Origin of the sequence: Pontixanthobacter luteolus (assembly GCF_009828095.1) — a bacterium.
Taxonomy (GTDB): Bacteria; Pseudomonadota; Alphaproteobacteria; order Sphingomonadales; family Sphingomonadaceae; genus Pontixanthobacter; species Pontixanthobacter luteolus.
The window spans coordinates 882,639-901,835 of the sequence record NZ_WTYP01000002.1; the positions used below are offsets into that span (position 1 = coordinate 882,639).

Genomic DNA, 19,197 nt, shown 5'->3' on the forward strand with positions numbered 1-19,197 from the left:
ATCTCAACTGCATGGCAGGATTTGCTGCGCGTCGGTTCCCAGACGGACTTCTCCGAGGGCGAAATCCGTGGGTCCGCTCGTCTCCAGTACAAATGGCTGGGTCAGGCTGGTGACGTCTGCCCCGTTTGAGCGGAGGCATTTGAGCGGGATACCATAGCGCACGAACTCATCGTTTTGCGGCATATCGAAAGCAGTGAAGCCACGGCTTCCCTCGCCGATTGCACCGAGACGCGCACTGGTGGGCGATTCCCAGACCTTGGCCGTCACCAGCAACATGATATCCGCATTCGTTTCCCGGTCGATATTGACCGGCTCGAAATTGCGCAGCTGCACGCTGGCGTTCCCGCTGGCGATGGTGAAGCGCCGCGCGCCTTCCTGCACGAGATAGTTTTCAGCCGTGATCCGTGCCCGCCCGCCAAGCGCTTCGGCCGGAACGGTCGTGATGCGGGTCTGCTCGCCTGTGGTTTCGCCCGTCACCAGCAAAGACCATCGCGCCGCCGGTGCACCGGCACTGAACCAGAGCCGGCTGTCTCCTGCGAGAGCTTCGGTGTCGAGTTCGGGCAGGGCGGCCCAGCCCTGCGCAGGGGAGGAATAATCCAGACCGTAGCCGTACGGATACAGAACGCCTTCGCTCAGCAATGTCGTACGGGGCCAGTCGGCTGGCAGTTTACCAGCGAAGTCGTAGCGCGCATTGCCTGAGGTATCGCCGATCAGAACATCGGCGATCCCGCCGCCTTCGCTTCCGGGAAGCCATGCCACCGCAAACGCATCGGCGGCATTAAGGGCGGGGTTTGTATAAAGCGGGCGCCCGGTGACCATCAGCGCGACGACCGGAATGCCCTTCGCTTTCAACTCGCGAATGGTGTCGTACGGCTTGGTCAATTCCGGATCGAGCGCAAGTGCAGCGCGGTCGCCCTGAAACTCTGCGTAAGGCGTTTCGCCGAACACGACGACTGCGGCATCGGGCCGCTGGGTAAAGCTGCCGTCAGGGGAGTGCACCGCGCTGCCCCCGCCCGCTTCCACTGCTTGCTTCAAGCCGTCCCAGATCGACGTTGCGCCGGGGAAATGGCTATTGTCGACACCCGTACCCTGCCACGTCAGCGTCCATCCGCCGGACTGGCGTGCGATATCATCCGCGCCGTCGCCTGCGACAAGCAACCGCCCGCCCGGTGCAATCGGCAGGATGCCTTCGTTCTTCAGCAGAACCAGCGATTTTCGTACCGCCTCGCGCGCGACCGCGCGATGTTCCGGCGCGCCGAGTAATTCGTACTGGCCGGACAGCGGCCGGTCTGATGGCTTGCCTGCGTCAAACAGGCCCAGCCTGCCCTTGACCCGCAAGATCTTGGTCACCGCATCGTCGATCCGGGCCATCGGGATGGTACCGGCCTTCGCGCGTGCAAGAAGATCTTCGTAAACAGGCTTCCAGGTGTCGGGAGCCATATACATGTCGATCCCGGCCATCAGAGCCTGCGGGCAGCTTTCATTGGTGCAGCCGGCGACCTGGCCGTGGGCATTCCAGTCGGAAACGACGAAGCCGCCGAAATCCATCCGGTCCTTCAGCACGCCGGTGACCAGCGATTTGTTGCCGGTCATCTTCTTGCCGTGCCAGCTGGAAAAGCTGATCATGACGGTCGATACGCCCTCGGCAATCGCCGGGCCATAAGGTTTGCCGTGAATGTCTCGCAGGTCTTCTTCGCTGATCGAGCTATCGCCCTGATCGACCCCGTTATCGGTCCCGCCATCGGCGAGGAAGTGCTTGGTCGATGCGATTACGTAGGGGCCGGAGAGCAGATCGTCATTGCCTGGCGGACCCTGCAGACCGCGAACCATTGCGCCGACATAGGAAGCGACCAAGTCGGGATCGGATGAATATCCTTCGTAGGCCCGGCCCCACCGGAAATCCTGGGGCACAGCCACCGTCGGGGCAAACGTCCATTCCTGGCCGGTTACGCGGATTTCCTTCGCCGTGATCGCGCCGATTTTCTCGATCAGCGCAACATCGCGCATCGCGCCAAGGCCGATATTGTGCGGAAACAGGGTGGCGCCGATGATATTGGAATGCCCGTGAACAGCGTCGGTGCCCCACACGAGCGGGATGCCAACACCGCCATCCGATGTATCGACGGAGGAAAGATAGAATTCGTCAGCGGCTGCCAGCCAGTCCGGCGCAGGCGACAAATCGTTGCCATTGGGGCCACTGTTCCCGCCGACCAGAATGGAGCCGAGATTGTATGTCTTCACATCCTCCGGCGTGACGCAGCACAGATCGGCCTGAACCAGCTGGCCGACCTTTTCCTCGATGGTCATAGCCGCCAGCAGACCGGCAATGCGCGCCTCGTCGTCAGGTTGGAGCGGCACGGGATAATCGTATGCGGGCCAGATGTCCGGGTTGGCCATACCTTGTGCTGAGGCGAGCGCTACGGCTGGCTGCTCAATCGTCGCATCCGCGGATTGCGTCACCGCGAGATCAGGTTGCTGGGATGACGCGCACCCCGCGAGTAAAGCTCCTGCAAACGATATAGTTATCCATCCGCACAAACGGGCCATGAAACCACTCCTCCCCAAACGCCTTATGTGAGCGCTATCATAAAGCTAGGAAATAGCCAGCTGAGTGTCAATCGCGTTGGATCCTCTTATCTCCGGGGCAGAGGATGAGGGGGCCTGACCGAAGTCCAAGAGACGGGCGGACAGTGATATGATAGCGATACCAGTGAGGATGGATCTAGGAAATTTTACTCAGAACCAGGAAGGTATGGCGTCCGTCTATTGATTGTGCGGGCATGATTGTGGGCCCTACAGTGTGTCCCCGTAAGTTAGCTTTCAGCAACAACGCCTTGCGCCTCGTGTGCGATACTTCTTCGGATACCTTCGGTTACGTTGAACGGCAAAACATGCGCCGGAAGCGGAACGCCTTCGTCAAATGTCCCGAAAGCGAAAAGCCGCCATTCCGTAGCTGGCCGAAAAGCCGTAGATCGACGATTGTGTTCTCACAGTCAGCTCGCGATCGTCGACACTGCGCATTTTAAGTTGCAGCCAAAAGTCTCAGTCTAGGCACAAGAGATCATGTTACGAGACGGAATAATTGACGATTTTGAACCCAAATTCAAATCCATAAAAAAGGACTGTGATCGATATTTTGATGCACTGATAGAGTTGGAAGACAAAGGGCTGGTCGAGGCGAGCGACCTTATTTGCAATTGTCAGAAAATGTGAGAAAGGCGCAAACGCATACGGATTGTCAAAGAAATGGATAAAGCATTATCTACCGGCACTGAAAGGTATCATCATAGATTATGATGAACCCGCAAGTTCTACAGGCACGAGTGGTCCTGATCTGGATCGAGTACAATCTAAGATCAGGCAGTGGGTTGAAATTGCTCGCTGAATTCCGCTTCCGTTCCCAATCCCAGACATTTGGCAAGTGCAGTCGAATGGCTGCTTTCTGACGTTCCCGGCATGGGGCCGAACGCCGGAGATTGGGCCCCAAAGAAGACATCTAGAGAGGTTGCGCCTAGCACATTATTGAGATTGATTATCGTAAAAAATACCACATTATCATATAGATAAATAGCGCTTTGGTCCCAATTGTGGGCTTTCTGTTAAGCCCGCGAGATAATCATTGGCTAGTTCAGTAGCTTACGCGGTCAATGCGATGCCTCTTCTTCACCAACACGATTCTACGGTTCATGAATGATAGCAAAGACCGCGCAGACGCGGGGTGGTGTTGCTTTTGATGACGGTTGGCGTTGACCGGGGTTTTTGGCCGTTTCGCAAGAGCGCTTTTGCGAAGCGGTGCGTTTCGTTTGGGGCGGCACTGTGGTCACGCCCTGCTGCTTACTGTGTCGATTGCCGCGAGCGGCGCCATATGCGATCGGTCCACTGCCGTGCTGATCTGATCGAGCGCGAAAGGACCTTCCAGTGAAGCACGGTTCCTCAGAACCTTCCGAGCATTTTGCGAATTGTTCGTCACCAAGATAACCGGTGTGCCGTAGGCTTCCGAGATTGCCCGCGCTGCTTCGCATCCCGATCCTTCGGCGACATGATCGCCCAGTACGACTAGGTCGGGCTGCCGCCGATGTGCTGCTGCGATCGCTTGTTCCTCAGTTTCGGCGCGATCAAAACTGCGAAAGCCCAACGACGCGAGGCGTTCTGTCATAATGCCTTGGACGATGCTGCTGTCGTCTATGATGAGTGCGTGGGGCATTGCCGACTCCGGAGTTGCTGCCGGTCCATTGTGTGTGGCGGCAAGTCGCCCGGCATTACGCAATCCCCCGTGGGTCTTTCACGCCGGTGATGGGCCGGTGCTGGCAAATTCGCTTGCGTATATATCCCGATATGCCCGGCGGCAGCGCTTCGGCCATAGACCGCCCCTATACACTGCCAAGGCAATTCAAGGACGGTTGGAACATGGCTCAGGATTCGGTGCTGTTCGCACTCGACGCGAGCAAAGCCTTTGGAGAAAAGGTGGCCCTTGCGATGGGGATTGGCCTTGCCCCGCACGAAGAGCGGGAGTTCGAATGGGGCGAGCACAAGGCGCGGCCATTGTGCGAAGTTGCGCGCAGGGAAGTCTTCGTGATCAACAGCCTGCACGGAGATGCCGGTGCGAGCGCCAATGACAAGCTGGTAAGGCTGTTGTTCTTCATCGGCGCGTTGAAAGACGCAGGGGCTGACCGGGTAACTGCCGTTGCGCCCTATCTGGCCTATAGCCGGAAGGATCGCCGCACCAAGCCCCGCGACCCTGTCGGCTCGCGCTACGTCGCATCGTTGTTCGAGGCTGTGGGAACGGACCGGATAATCACGCTCGATGTTCACAATGTCAGCGCCTTCGAAAATGCCTTCCGCCAGGCCACTGCGATACACCTGCCGCTGGCCAGGGTCTTTGCAGCAAAGCTTGCTGACCATCTTGCCGGGCAAGATCTCGCAGTCGTGTCGCCTGATGCAGGCGGCAACAAGCGCGCCGAGCTGTTCCGGCATGAAGTAGAACGTATTTCCGGCCAGCCCGTCAGCAAGGGGATCATGGAAAAGCACCGCAGCAGCGGGGTGGTGTCGGGCGAAATGTTCGCAGGCGATGTTGCTGGCAAAACCGCCATCATTGTTGATGACCTGATCAGCAGCGGGGGCACGATTATGCGGGCGTGCCGCGCGTGCAGGCGGGCAGGCGCGCAATCGGTCATCGCAGTTGCCGGCCACGCGATGTTCGGCAGCGAGAGCGTATTGTTTGAAAGCGGCGGGCCGGAAGCGATTTTCGTATCGGACACAGTCCCTCTGCAAAAGGATTTACCGAGGCCCGGTGGAACCCGGCTGCATATCGTCGATGCTGCACCTCTGGTGGCGGATGTTCTGGCGCGGCTGACATCGGGAGAGCCGGTCAGCGAGTTGATCCCCTATGATTGACCATCGAAGGGCAAGGTCTCCGCAGCGAGCCTGAGATAGGCACGGGCCTGACGCGGCCATAGTTCAGGCGTGCGCGGATTTTCATCAAGCAGATGCTCTATCGAAAGGCGTGCTCTCAGGCAGGCGCGATAGCATCGGTAAAAGCGCAGCAGGCAATCGGGCGGCCGATCATCAAGCCGATCGGCCATCCTGTCCACCAGACCGGGCAGGATCGACGGCATCCCCAGCCGGCTGCATTCCGTGCCAAGGAAAGCGATCTCGTCGAACGGATCGGACCACCTCAACTGTTCGTCAAATTCCAACCGATCGATGATGATCACGCGGGTTCCAAGATAGATGTGTTCCGGCTTCAGGTCGCCGTGGCCATCCACGATCTTCCCTTGGGAAACACGACTTTCTATCTGTTCCCTGTCGCGGTCGATATACCTCCACAGGGCGGTCAGAACCGGCTCCGTCAGATCGTGCGGAAGTTCAAACTTGCTATCGCTAAGGCAGGCATCGACAATCTCGATCTGCGCCTGCCACCGATCAAGCATTTGCTGAGGTGACAGGTCCAGCGGTTGCTGCTTGCGGTAAAACCCGGCCAGCCGGTCGCATATCCGGTCAAGATCATCCTCGGTGACACGCTGCGAACTAACCAGACGGTCGAGAGAAAGGGAGCTGTCGAGCCGCCGCATGATGACAAGCCAATCAACGGTTTCGCCGCGTCCCCCGATGTGCAAACGGCCATCGCCGCTCCGCACAAGTGGTTCCGCGCCCAGATAGACCCCCGGCGCAAGGTCGTGGTTCACTGCCACTTCACGCTCGCAGTCCAGTTGGCGCCGTTCGAGCGTGCGCCAATCGAGGAATGGGAGGCGTACGGGTAGCTTCAGCTTGTAGATCAGATCGCCAGCAAAGAAGAGCAGCGACATATGGGTTTCCACCACATCGACCTTGTCGGGCACCGGATCGTAGCTGCCGGGGCAGGAGAGAAACGAGACCGTTTCGTCCAAACATCCCGGCACGTTCTGCGGGGGGTGCCGAGTTTCAGCCATGCTGGGCCGGTGCCCCGGGCGCAATAGTTGCTGTGTGATCAATGTCCCGACACCTCGCCGACGCTTGATGATAGCTGCACAGGCTAGGTCGGGGGGTGTTTTCAGGCTTTACGCAATGTTCCGGGGATCACGCGGTGTATATCCGGGGCGCTCGCGGATGACAGGGCGACGCGAAAGTGATTTGCAGTACAGTGATTGAATATGTCGCGAAGCTGCGGCCCAAAGCCACAATTGTATTGCCTTGATTTGCAATATATCTTAATCTCAAATGAACCATAGGGCCGACTGAAGGAATGACCAGGGATCGCAAATCGAAAGGCAAGGTGGCAAGCTTTCCTATAGTGGCCATCGGCGCATCGGCTGGCGGCCTGCGGGCATTGGAAGCTTTGCTGGACCAATTGCCTGCCGATACCGGCGCTGCATATGTGGTTATCCAGCATCTCGACCCAGATCACCAAAGCCTGACTGCCGAAATTCTCGACCGGCACACGGAAATGCCGGTCGTCCAGGCCGCGCAAGATATGATGATAGAGCCCGATCACGTCTATGTGATCCCGCCCAATGCCTATCTGACGCTGGATGGCCATCGCTGCGTGCTTGGCAAGGCGGTGCTCCAAAACGGTCTGCGCATGCCGATCGACGAATTCTTCAGGTCACTGGCGAACCAGCATGCCGAACTGGGTGTGGCGATCATTGCATCGGGCGCGGGAAGTGACGGCTCTCAGGGCTTGCGGGACGTCAAGGGTGCGGGCGGGATCGTACTGGTTCAAGATCCCGATACAGCGCAATATGACGGGATGCCGCGGTCTGCGATCGCCACTCAATTGGTCGATGTGGTGTGCCCGATAGAGGAGATACCTGCCCACCTGGTTCGTTATCTTTCGCACCCGTATGTCGAAAAAGATGCTGACGAAGACGGCGAAAAGCTTAGCGAAAGCGACGAGGCAAGTTTGCGTTCTATCCTGGCGCTGCTTCAGTCGAGGATCGGCTGCGATTTCCGCAATTACAAACGGGGCACGATCACCCGTCGGATATCCCGTCGGATGGGCTTGCGCCATTGTGAGACTACCAGCGATTACGCCGATTATCTGCGAGAGCATCCCGACGAAATAAAAGAACTCTACCGCGATCTTCTGATCAGCGTAACGGCCTTCTTCCGCGACCCAGAGGCATTCGAGGCGCTGGACAAGACCGTGCTGAGCAAGCTGGTCGAGGAGAAGCCCGAAGGCGAGCCGATCCGTATCTGGGTACCCGGCTGCGCAACTGGCGAGGAAGCATTTTCCATCGCGATGCTGCTGACTGAACATCTGGAGAAAGCACACAAGCATAACACCGTGCAAATCTTCGCTTCTGATCTGGACGAAACCGCGCTGTCGATCGCGCGCACCGGAGTTTACCCTGAAAGTCTGGTGGCCGATGTGCCAGCGGACAAGCTGCGGCGGTTCTTTGTGAAAGAGGATGGCCTCTACCGTGTCAGCAAGCAAATACGCGAAATCATCACGTTTGCGGTGCAGAACATCATATCCGATCCGCCATTCTCCCGGCTGGATCTGGTCAGCTGCAGAAACCTGCTGATCTACCTCAAATCCGATATGCAGCGCAGCGTTCTGGGCAATTTCCATTTCGCCTTGCGCGACGGCGGCTATCTGTTTCTGGGTCAGTCCGAAACGGTCAGTCAGAACGAAACGCTCTTTACCCCTCTGGATAAACGCTGGCGTATTTACCAGCGTTTGCCTCTCGCCCAACAGGGTGTGCCCAGGTTCTCGGTCGGTCAATTGACGCGGCCGAGCGCAATCGAGGTTCACAAACCGTCACGCCCGGCCGAGTATTCGCGGTTCAAGGAATTGATCCAGCAGCAGCTGCTGGAGAAATATTCGCCTGCCGCGGTCCTTGTCGATGCGCGCAATTCGATCCTCTATTACGTGGGCCCAACCGGCCAGTATCTGGAACAGCCATCCGGCATGCCCAGCCAGGACCTGATGACACTTGCCCATTTCGAACTGCGCGCGAGCCTCAGGTCGGCGTTGAAAAGTGCCAGATCAGATGGCGATGCTCTGGTGATCGAAGATGCGCATGTAAAACGCGACGGTGAACGATCGGTCGTGCGCATAAGCGTGCGCCGGCTGGCGACCGCTGGAAAATCCGATCCGCTGTTCCTGATAACTTTTGAAGACCGGGCGGAAAAACCGGTTCAGGTGCAGGCATCGCCCAGTGCGCCCGGGTCGGAAGCCGAGGCGCTGCGCGATCTCGAGTTCGAATTGAATGCCACGCGGGAGGAACTGCAAAGCAATATCGAGGAACTCGAGGCGGCCAACGAAGAACTTCAGGCCGCCAATGAAGAGGTGATGTCGGTCAACGAGGAGCTCCAGTCCACTAACGAGGAAATGGAAACCTCGAAGGAAGAACTGCAATCAATGAACGAGGAGCTGACGACGGTTAACTCTCAGCTCAAGGAGAAGGTCGAGGAACTGGCGGCGGTCAATGATGACCTGTCCAACTTCGTGGCTAGCACCGGCATCGCGACAGTTTTTCTGGACAGCGGCAACAGGATTGGACGTTTCACACCGGCAACGAAGCAATTGTTCAACCTGATCGCAACCGACATAGGCCGGCCAATTGCCGACATCCGTCCCAAGTTTTCCGACGAACAGCTGCTTTCCGATGTCGATCGCGTTACGGAAACCCTCCAGCCGATTTCCCGCGAAATCAGCACTGAAGACGGCCAGATGTATCTGCGCCGCATCCAGCCGTACCGAACGGGTGCCAGCGGTATCGGCGGGGTCGTGATCACATTTGTCGACATAACCGAGCGAATCGAGCAGGAAAAAAGCCTGCGTCAGAGTGAGGAACGGTTCCGTAGCGTTGTCGAAAACGCACCGGACCCGATGTTGATCATCGACGATGATGGAAAGTTGACGCTGGCCAATCTGGAGGCGGAAAAGCTCTTCGGGTGGTCGCGCGAAGAATTGCGCTCGAAGAATATCGCAGATTTGGTGCCCGGTCTGTCCGATGCTGTTGGTGAAGGGGGCTTCAGCGGCCTGACAAGAGCAGAGGGGGTTCGCCATTTCGAAGAAGATTGCGAACTGATCGCTGAGACAAAAACAGGGCGTAAAACGCCGGTCATCGTCGGCCTGAGCATCGTGTCGATAGATCAGCATCACCTGATAAGCGCAGTGATTCACGACATCACCGACCGCAAGCTGGTCGATATTGAACTGCACGACGCGGTTGAACGCTCCATCAATGCCGCAGCAACCAAAGCCCGGTTCCTCGCAACGGCCAGCCATGATCTTCGCCAGCCATTGCAGGCGATGGCCATGCGCAATGCTGTGCTACTGAAAAAAATTGAAGACCCGGAACAGGTGAAGCTGCTGGAAGAACAGCAACGCTCTACGCTTGAAATGCGCTCCATGCTGCATTCCTTGCTTCATGTAAGCCGGCTCGATTCCGGGGTAATCGAAGTTAAACTGGAAAGCATCGACCTCAACACCGTGTTCGCGGAAGTGTCTTCCGACTTCGGAACGATCGCGGCACGCAAAGGTCTGTCGCTCGAAGCGTCGGGCAACGGTCTTGCGGTCAAAACTGATCGGGCTTTGCTGGGCCAGTTGTTGCGCAATCTGGTCGATAACGCGGTGCGATACACGATCAGTGGGTTCGTACGACTATCTGCCGAAGTTGTGGAAGACGGTGTGAAGATCACCGTCGAAGACAGCGGCCCGGGCATCTCGCAGGATCAGCTGGTCGAGATTTTCGAAGAGTTCTTCAGGGTTGATATGGAACAGACGGAGCGCGACGGGACGCTCGGCCTGGGGCTTGGACTGTCGATCGTGAAGCGTATTGCGACGCTGCTTGGCACGCAGGTCCAGGTTGCATCGCAGCCGGGCAAGGGCGCGGCGTTTTCGCTGGTCCTCCCGAGAGCGACTTCGCTCCCGCTGGTACCTGCTCCGGCTGGCATTGCCGTCGAACCGCAGGCGGGGGTCGTTCTGCATATCGATGATGACAAGGGCGTGCGCAAATCAACCAAGATGCTGTTGTCTTCAGAGAAAACCTTCACGGTGCTCAGCGCGAAATCTCCCGAGCGCGCCTATCAACTTGCCGGAAAGACTGTCCCCGACGTGATTGTCGCGGACTATCACCTTGGGAAGGATGCGTCGGCGACTGGCGACAGGATAATCGCTGAAATTCGCAAGATGAGCGGCCGCAACATTCCGGCCATTTTGATGACCGGTGATACATCCGATAGTGTCGAAGACCTGAGAAGTCAGGATTTCGACATAATGATCAAGCCGGTTGATGGACGTGAATTGATCGCGGCGATTCACAAATTGCTGGCCCGGTCCAAAGCGGAATAGCGGAGCGCTCATCCCGCTTCTGATAGCGCTGCGGGTTGCTGGCCGCATCCAGCAATCAACTGGTCGCGATTCAGGCGATTTACCTAATTACGATACCCTTTGTGCACCATAGAAATGTCCGCCGAATTCGCTCGATGGCATGAAACGTCGTTTAATTTGAATGACCTAGCAGGCGAATCACGAAGGGGATGTATGGTTTACCATGACTCAGGACAGCAGCACATTCCATTCACCAGCACATGAAACGTCACGCGCGCGTCGGATGGAAAACAGCGATGGCGAGGGCCGGCGAAGTCGCAGCGGTGATCGACATGATCGCAGCCCAAACTCGCCTAGCGTATTTTCTTTTTTGGAATTGGATGCACCCGCTTTGGCCGTCCCGGATGGTGCGCAGGCCAGTGGCGGCGATGCCGTGAGAACCGGCCCGGAACAGCGCGCCGCCGACATGCTGGCAGAAGCGCTGAGAGCCAGTTGCCAGACCTGGCATTGTATCGATGGCAAGTCGCGTATCTTCCTGACCCGCGACGGTGATTGGCTGGCATCGGACGAGCAGGCCGAGGCGGTTCTGGTGGACAATATTGCAGGGCTTTCCCTGGACCAAGGCCGGTTGAGGGCGAACGGCAAGATGGCGAAGCGGTTCGACCGGCTTTTGAAAGCAGGCCGCGAACCCGTCACCATCGTGATGCCGAAAAAGGATTGGGAGGGGCACGTCATCCTCCGATCGTCCGCGTATAATGACACGACGGTAGGCGTGCTCGCATACGATTCAGAGAATAAGGCGGATGCAGAATTTGCCAGTCTGGAAGAGGCGTTTGGTCTGACACCGGCCGAGGCTAATGTCGTTCATGCGATGGTTAATGGCTATTCCGCCGCTGAAATTGCGGAGGATCGCAATTTGTCGATCAACACCGTCCGGGTGCATTTGCGCCATTGTTACGAGAAATTGGGCGTATCGAGCCGCGAGCAATTGTGGCGCAAGATACATCCGTATTTCCTTATATAGTATGTAGATATACTGATAAGCAAAGTGAATTACTCGATTGTGATGATGCGCCGATAAACGAATCATCTATAACAAGCTCCACTATTTACCGAATCAACAACAAACAGGTCGCGTTTAGAAATATCGTGCGGATGCTGAATAGATGCATTTGCGGGACGAAGAAGCTTGTCTTTTTTCGTGAGGGAATTTCAAATGGATCGACCAATTTTACAGTGCTGTAACGATTTGGGTAAGGCTTGCTCGCTAATTGCGCTCATGCTCGTCAGCCTGTCGTCGCCTGCTGTAGGACAGGATGGCGCTGAACAGGATGCTCCGGCGTCCGGATCGGTCACGGTTTTGCGCGATGTTCCCTACGGTACAGCGCTGCACAGATATTCCAGCGGGCAAACGCTAGACGTTAAGACCGGTCCGGAAGAAACGGTCCTGTCTGCTCTGGCTCAAGGCCTCAAACCCCTTACCGATGCGCAGCAAGCATCCGTATTCGGCAGCAATCTCGGGCAGGTCGCGGGCCAGACACAGTCAGGCATCGGCGCTCTGGGCCACATCGAAAATGCAGTCGGATCTGGCCTGTCGCTTCAGCATGGAGAGGGAGGCGGAGGAGCCGTAGGGAGTGCACTATCGCAGATGCCGTCGGTTGGCGGGATTCTGCGCGGCGCGCTGGGTGACGGACAATGACCTGGCAAGGCTTCGGGATACTCTTGCTCGCGGCATCGGCTGCGGTGCCTGCATCGCTTTCGGCACAGGACAGTGCCGAGCCTGACGCGCAGGACAGCGTGATCGTCGCTGCTGGTGCGGCTGAGAATGCATCCGGCAGGGTGGCGATCAATCTTGCTGCCGGGAATGGCAATCAACAGGCCGGCGCTGCGGCAATCGCGATCGGCGACGCCGCGCTTGCGGGAATTTCGCTCGACCAGATGAGCATTGCGGCAGGCGCGGGAGACCGGGCCACACGCATCGCCATCGGGCCGCGGGCATTTGCAGGAATTCAGGGCCTAGCAAGCGTGAACATCACGGCTGGCCAGAACAATCAGTCCGCCAATCTTGCAGGATTGGCGATCGGAACAGGGGGCGCGCTGACAGATATTGCTCTGTCCCAATCAAGCGCTCCGACAGGACCGAAAGGTGCGCCTGACGCAGACCTCCAGGCCGGGAACGACTCGATCGATATTTCAAGCGACGCGTTTCTCGGCGGCAGTGGACTGCTTCAGGTCAACCTCGTCGGAGGCGAGAGGAATTCCTCTGCCAATACGTTTGTCCTTTCCGTTTCGGGGAATGGCAATTGATCAACCAAAGGAGTGAAAAATGAAGAAGTTTCTTCTAGCAACTGCGGGGGTTGCGGCATTGGCGGCATCCCCGGCGATCGCGCAAAATGGCGAAGGCAGCAGCCTTGAAGTCGATCTGCGCTATGCAAACAACATCGACACCAGCGTGACGACAGATGTGACGTATACGAAAGACGTCGCCCTGATCGGTACCGTCGAAATTGCCGGCGATATCGACATCGACAGCTCGGCTGTCGCGGTGACCGATGCCAAGCAATTGCTTACCGGCAATGTCGTCAATTACCGTGAAGAAAACGAGCTGAACGGCGAGAACGGCTATGTCGATCCGGTTTTCGGACCAGGTTGGAGCGAAGCTGGCAACGACCCGAATGATTTCCTGACGGACGGCACTCTCGAAGGGCAGATCCGGGCGGGCTATTTCGCACCGATCATCAATACGGTCGATACATTCGATCTCGATTCCAGCGGCAACCTCGGGGTTAACCTCGCTGCAGGCTACTTCAACATGCAGATGAACGCTGCCACGCTGGCCGTGTCTTCGGATGCCAATGATGAAGCAGAAGGCGGCTGGGCCGAAGCATCGACCACCTCGCTGCAATCGCTGCTCGGTGTTCGTCAGGCGGCAACGCCCGGCTTCACATCGCCCGGAGACAATCCTGAACAGGGCGGTGACAACAACAACTTCCGCGACCGTAATACGGTCCTGGGTGGTTCGGTCACCGGTTCGGGCAATATCGGCGTCAACGCAGCTGCCGGCTCGTTCAACCAGCAGGCTAACCTGATGACGCTGGCGGTTGCCACCGATGCCGTTCTGGCAGAGGCGAATGCCGGTCTCGTCCAGTCCGCGTTCCTCAGCAGTGTCGAGCAGCAGGACAGCATCAACTATGTCGCCGGACCAACGGTGGCAGGTGCATCCGGCAATATCGGTGTGAACTTCGCATCGGGTGTCGGCAACCAACAGCTCAATTCGCTGACCATCGCATCGTCGCAAGGTGCCAGCAATGGCAACGGAAACGGCGGCGGCGGTAACGGCGATCCGGACTAACGCTACCCCCCCCCTGGGGAGAGATGCACCGCGTCTCTCCCCATTTTTTCTTTTGGCGTGAGGTCTTCTGTGTCCACTGACAGGCAAAAATCCAGAATTGGCGTCATTTCCGCCGCGGCAGCCGCGATGGCGATGATATCCGGTTGTGCGACCGCGCCTGCTGGACCAACCCCGGTATGGCTGGGGCAGTTCTCGCAAGGCCCCGAAATGGTTCGGGTGCCGGTGCGCAGCTGGACCGAACGCAAGTTTGACAATGTCGTCCGTCAGAGGTCCGATTTCAGTTGCGGTGCGGCAGTGCTCGCCACGGTTTTCAACTACGGGTTCGGTTATGAAACCACCGAACAGCAGGTCTTGGTCAATATGCTCAAGATCGCCGATCCCGACATCGTGCGGGAAAAAGGTTTCTCGCTGCTCGATATGAAATCCTATGCCCAAACACTGGGCATGCAGGCCGAGGGGTACGAGGTCGAATACGACAAGCTGCGCGACCTCAAGGTCCCGATGATCGCTCTGCTCGACATTCGCGGATACAAACATTTCGTGGTTCTGCGGACAGCGTTCGATGACCGGATATCGATTGCCGATCCGGCGCTGGGAAACCGCACCATGACCCGCAAGGCATTCGAAGACGCGTGGAACAACGTGATCTTCATTGTGCTCGATGACCGGTTTGATCCGGATTCCGAACTGTTCAATCCCGTTTCGCCGCTGTCGGCAAAGCGGCTTCTCGCCACCCATGCTGACCTGCCTGCCGCCGCAGCTGCGGAATTCGGCATCAATCAGGGGTTTGATTTCTCACTTTAGAAAAGGGCTCTGAAAATGTTTGCTTCAAGATCGACAATTCGCGGCACCCGGCTGGCCGGGGTTTCAGCGATAGCATGTGTTGCTGCAGCCATTGCCGGGTCGGCCGTGCCGCAAATGGCGCTGGCATCACCAACTTCGCTGGCGAGCCTGGCCCAGCTCGAAGGCCTCGGCGATCCGGTGGATGACACGGAGCTGGGCGATATTCGCGGCAAGTTCATCCAGCAGGGACAGATCAATTATTTTGGCATTTCCATGGTCACCAGCTGGCAGGACAGCGCCGGGATCACGACGACTGCACGCCTGCTGTTCTCCATCGATTTTGCGGCTGGCGGCGGCGGATCTGCGCCGCAACTGTTGGTCGGCTGGGTTCGCGACGGTGATCCGGCGATGGATGTGAACACGGTGCATGACGGGTACTCACCCTATATCGTGCCGGCCAATATCAGCGGCATTGGCGGCTTGGGCACGCAGGACGGGGTTGCGCAGGCCAACATCATCGCCGGGGCCGATAACAACGCAGCCAACAATATGCGCATCGCGATCGTTCCCTCGTCGCAGCTCGCAGACCTGCAGATGAGCGGCCTTTCACCAGCCGAGCAAGGCTCCGTTGTGCCGTTCGCGGATGGCGACACGCTGGAATTCAGGGTCGCCGACAATCAGATCGGAGTGATGCTGACCGGCGGGGAAGGGCTCGACAGTTCGATCCAGGCAATCGGCGGCGATGCTGCCGGCGTACTCCAGCAAACAATGCTGAACACGCATTCGAACATGGTTCGCAACAGCACCGAAATCATAGTCGGGACCGGGCTTGGCGACACGGGCACTGCCGCACGCATGTCCGAAGCGATCACAGTGATGCGCGGCTTCGGATTTTAACACGATGGGGGGACAGCAATGAAAAACGCAGCATTGAAAACAGCTTGCTCGCTGGCAGCAGCGGCAGTCATTCTCTTCAGCCCTGTCCAGGCGCAGGCCGGATCATCGGGCGGAGACAGGCGCTTTGCAGTCGAAGGTGCGGGCAATCTGGATTGCGCCTCGTTTCTCGATTCCCGCAAGGATCGAGGGTCGCCGGAATACCAGCGATTTATCGGTTTTGCGGAAGGCTACCTCAGCGCCGCCAACCTGTATGAGCCTGCAACTTTCGATCTTTCGCCGTGGCATAATGCTGCGGCTTTCGACCTGATATTGAGCAACCACTGTGAAACGCATGGCGAGGAAAAACTGGCCAATGTGCTGCAGCGGATGGTGTCCAGTTTCCGCCCGCTGAGGATCGCCGAATTTTCGCCGATGGTGGAAGTCGGCAGCGGTGAATACCGCGCGATTGTCTATGAAACGATTCTGAAGCGGGCCCAGGCCGCGCTGGGGCAGCTCGGTTATTACGCAGGCCCCGAAGACGCGAAATATACGACCGACCTGCGGGAAGGTTTCCTGAAATTCCAACGTGACAAACAGCTTGTCGAAACCGGTGTGCCGGACCCGGCAACGCTGTGGACGCTGCTGAATCCGTAATGGCCACGGAACATGGCCAGTTAATCATGAAAGGTGGGGGAAATGACCAAATCTCGTATTTTGCATTCGTTGATGGCCGGGTGTGCTGTTGCAGCCTTGGCCGGAACTCCAGCGACACTTCAGGCCCGGGAGACAGGGCCGGAAACCGCATCGCAGGTCGAAATTCTGCAAGACAAGATCGCGGAACTGGAACGACGCGATGCAGCGTCGCAATCGCGGATCGACAATCTCGAAGCGCGTATCGCCGAACTGGCCGACATTTCCGATCGCCGCGCCTGGATAGATGCTGAGCCGGTTGAGGCTGACGATCTGGTTGTCATGCGCGGAATGTTTGCCTCGAACCCGAACGTAGCCCGGCCCAGCGATCCATCCTGGGCTTTTGTCCGTCAGCAGGACCAGCCTGCGCAATCGGTGTCGGGTTCGGTTCTCGGTCAGTCTCCGGTTGAAGGCGCAGATGACGAGCCAACGCTCAAGGAACCTGCGAAGACGCAGGCCGTGACCGACGTGACCGAACAACAGCAGGGCCGTTTTGGCGATCGCCTCAGTCTGGAGCTGGGTCTGGGCTATACCCATTTTGATGATGCGCGCATCAATCTGGACGGATTCCTTGCGCTTGATGCTATTTTCCTTGGCACGATCAGCATCGACCAGGTGAAGGCGGACATTTTTACCGTCGATCCAACCATCCGTTACGGTGTGAGTGACAGGCTGTCGCTGGATGCCAGCGTGCCCTACCTCTACCGGACTTCGAATTTCCAGTCGGGCGGCGCAGGCGGCGCTGCGGGCGAGCTGATCGAGGAAACGGTTTCAGCAGACGGGCTGGGCGATGTCAGTGTCGGCGGCAGTTTCCGGTTGATGCAGGAGAGCGCCGGGCGGCCCGATCTGGTGCTCAGCGCGCGGGCCAAATTCCCCACTGGCAGGGACCCCTTCGGTGTCGAGTTCATCGAAGTCCCCAATAGCGAAGGTAACCTGCAAGTCCCCGCAACGCTGGCGACCGGCAGCGGGGTCTACGGCGCCTCTGCCGGGCTATCCGTGCTGAAGACGCTGGACCCGATGATTGTGTTCGGAAATGTCACCTATTTTCACAATTTCCCGCGCAGCTTTGCGGATATCGACGAGAACCCCGATGACCAGCCGGGCCGGGTCAATGTCGGCAATGCATTTCAATTTGGCGGAGGGTTGGCGTTCGCCCTGAACGAGCGGTCCAGCATTTCGATGTCCTACAGCCAGCGCCTCGTCAAACGCACGCGCATCCGGCTGGAGGACCAGGACTGGCGGCCGATTGTGGGCAGTCAGGCGAACGTGGCCCTCGTCAATCTGGGGGCGACATTTTCGCTCAGCGATACGGTCACGCTGATCACCAATGTCGGGATCGGGCTAACCGATGACAGCCCTGACATGGCGGTAAACATCCGCGTGCCGTTCCGGTTTTAGGATCGCGTGACCGGCCAGCGGCCAACGGGTGGCGCTCCGTCCGAGCGGTGGGGCGGTTCCGGTTGCTAGGTCGCCACTGCCAGGGCTTTCCCCCCGCGCGTAGCGATTGCACCAAGTCCGAAAAGCAGCGCGAGGATCCACACCAGCAGCCCCGCCAGCGGTATCAGGCCAAGGATCAGGACAATTGCAGCGCCCAGGCCGGGCCAAAGCAGGCGACCCAGAATGCCGGCGGGCGGCTCTGTCTGCTTGGTCGCTATGCGCCGCGCCTCCATCCCGACGAAATAGGCTGTCGCCGCGATCGCGATAGGCGTTAGCGATATACAGATTGCGGCCACCAGCATCGCCAGCGGCGCGCCGACCACGCTGGCAAACAGCAGAAAAATCAGAAACGGTGCGCCCACTGCGATCAGTGCGCCGATCCCGAGGCTCTGTAGCGGACGCTGCCTGATCATATCGGACGCAGAACGCATCAGGGCGGGGACTGCCACCGCAATCACCATGACCAGCACAGTGAAGCCGACCAGAACCGAAAGCGCGAACGTCGCGAAGAGCCTGCCTGCGCCCTGACCCCATTCTTCCATCGCAGAGCGGTCGGTTTCGGGCATCGGGACCTGTCTGCCTGTAACAACGGCCCCCGGCTCGAGGACGAGATTTTCCGTGCGGTAAAACAGGTCTCCTTCGATCCGGGCTTTCGGGCCCAAAGTCACCAATTCCCCGCTTAGCCGGGCATCGCCGCCAACCGGCGAATTCACGTAGGCATTGGCCGCGCCGACACGAAGGTCCGCCGGAACCGGCGTTTCAACCCTGACTTCGCCGCCGGTCAGGACGGCTGAGCTACCAATGCTGAAGCCTGGCTCCACATCAATTTCACCGCCAGCTGCCACTATGTCGTCAGATGCGGCTCCGCTTACCAGCTTGATCGTACCGCCAGCTGCGAACAGGTCCTGGATCGATACATCAGCCACTGAAATCTCGCCCCCTGCAAGGACCAGATGATCGGCAGAGGTTTGATCCACGCGCACAGTACCGCCTGCGGCAAACACATCGTCGGTGGAATTGACCCTGACAGTTACGTCCTCGGCAGAGAAAAATGTCATGTCCGGCATGACTAGTCCGGTCTCGGCATTTTCCCCGGTTTCGGGCGGTGTCTGCGATCCTCCGCGTGTCGCCGCGAACAGGATCAGGATTATGATAAGAGTGGCTGCGATCAGTTTGATCAGCGCTTGTGCAAGGGAGGTCATGATGAAAAGCCCTTCGTGTGTCTTCGCGCCGACAATCCGATCCGAAGGCACTAGCCGGCTCGGAGGCATATGGTTCGGTCGCATCGGACCATCGGCGC

Annotated in this window: 14 protein-coding genes; 10 read left to right on the forward strand and 4 right to left on the reverse strand. The window is 58.3% G+C overall.

The features are described 5' to 3' along the window. Positions 1-3: 3 nt before the first annotated feature. Positions 4-2,460, reverse strand: a complete 2,457-nt coding sequence (locus tag GRI43_RS12715; RefSeq protein WP_338090049.1) for a glycoside hydrolase family 3 protein — start codon at positions 2,458-2,460, stop codon at positions 4-6. A 1,360-nt stretch (positions 2,461-3,820) separates the two neighbouring features. Then, entirely contained in the window at positions 3,821-4,204 is a 384-nt protein-coding gene (locus GRI43_RS12720; RefSeq protein ID WP_160731454.1) for a response regulator, read from the reverse strand. A gap of 203 nt (positions 4,205-4,407) precedes the next feature. Here GRI43_RS12720 and GRI43_RS12725 point away from each other — a divergent pair, with 203 nt between their 5' ends. Further along, positions 4,408-5,394: a ribose-phosphate diphosphokinase gene (locus tag GRI43_RS12725; RefSeq protein ID WP_160731455.1), complete on the forward strand. Its 987-nt coding sequence runs from the start codon at positions 4,408-4,410 to the stop codon at positions 5,392-5,394. Here GRI43_RS12725 and GRI43_RS12730 read toward each other — a convergent pair. After that, positions 5,385-6,428: a hypothetical protein gene (locus tag GRI43_RS12730; protein ID WP_160731456.1), complete on the reverse strand. Its 1,044-nt coding sequence runs from the start codon at positions 6,426-6,428 to the stop codon at positions 5,385-5,387. The genes GRI43_RS12725 and GRI43_RS12730 overlap by 10 nt on opposite strands. A 293-nt stretch (positions 6,429-6,721) precedes the next feature. On the opposite strand from GRI43_RS12730, the gene GRI43_RS12735 reads away from it, so the two are divergent. The 9 genes from GRI43_RS12735 to GRI43_RS12775 all read left to right on the forward strand — a co-directional run bounded on the left by GRI43_RS12735 (position 6,722) and on the right by GRI43_RS12775 (position 17,858). Next, the gene (locus GRI43_RS12735) at positions 6,722-10,780 is read left to right on the forward strand and encodes a chemotaxis protein CheB (RefSeq protein ID WP_160731457.1); all 4,059 of its coding nucleotides are present in this window, start codon (positions 6,722-6,724) and stop codon (positions 10,778-10,780) included. Positions 10,781-11,129: 349 nt separating this feature from the next. After that, a complete protein-coding gene (locus GRI43_RS12740) occupies positions 11,130-11,783 on the forward strand; it encodes a helix-turn-helix transcriptional regulator (RefSeq protein ID WP_160731458.1) in 654 nt (217 codons plus the stop codon). Positions 11,784-12,038: 255 nt separating this feature from the next. Continuing rightward, positions 12,039-12,458: a hypothetical protein gene (locus tag GRI43_RS12745; protein ID WP_160731459.1), complete on the forward strand. Its 420-nt coding sequence runs from the start codon at positions 12,039-12,041 to the stop codon at positions 12,456-12,458. Next, complete coding sequence (locus GRI43_RS12750) at positions 12,455-13,066, forward strand: hypothetical protein (protein WP_160731460.1); 612 nt, start codon at positions 12,455-12,457, stop codon at positions 13,064-13,066. The genes GRI43_RS12745 and GRI43_RS12750 overlap by 4 nt, the downstream gene beginning before the upstream one ends. Positions 13,067-13,085: 19 nt before the next feature. Beyond that, positions 13,086-14,111, forward strand: coding sequence for a hypothetical protein (locus GRI43_RS12755; protein ID WP_160731461.1), 1,026 nt, complete (start codon positions 13,086-13,088; stop codon positions 14,109-14,111). 126 nt (positions 14,112-14,237) lie between these two features. Further along, positions 14,238-14,915 (forward strand): C39 family peptidase, encoded by a 678-nt coding sequence (locus GRI43_RS12760; protein WP_160731462.1) that lies wholly within the window; start codon positions 14,238-14,240, stop codon positions 14,913-14,915. A 15-nt stretch (positions 14,916-14,930) separates the two neighbouring features. Further along, complete coding sequence (locus GRI43_RS12765; RefSeq protein ID WP_160731463.1) at positions 14,931-15,791, forward strand: hypothetical protein; 861 nt, start codon at positions 14,931-14,933, stop codon at positions 15,789-15,791. Between the two features lie 18 nt (positions 15,792-15,809). Further along, on the forward strand, positions 15,810-16,424 hold the full coding sequence (locus GRI43_RS12770) for a peptidoglycan-binding domain-containing protein (protein ID WP_160731464.1): 615 nt from the start codon (positions 15,810-15,812) through the stop codon (positions 16,422-16,424). Between the two features lie 96 nt (positions 16,425-16,520). After that, positions 16,521-17,858 carry a transporter gene (locus GRI43_RS12775; RefSeq protein ID WP_160731465.1) on the forward strand — a complete coding sequence of 446 codons (1,338 nt, stop codon included), beginning with the start codon at positions 16,521-16,523 and terminating at the stop codon, positions 17,856-17,858. A gap of 65 nt (positions 17,859-17,923) precedes the next feature. On the opposite strand, the gene GRI43_RS12780 is transcribed toward GRI43_RS12775, so the two are convergent. Then, on the reverse strand, positions 17,924-19,099 hold the full coding sequence (locus tag GRI43_RS12780; RefSeq protein ID WP_160731466.1) for a DUF8173 domain-containing protein: 1,176 nt from the start codon (positions 19,097-19,099) through the stop codon (positions 17,924-17,926). Positions 19,100-19,197 lie beyond the last annotated feature (98 nt).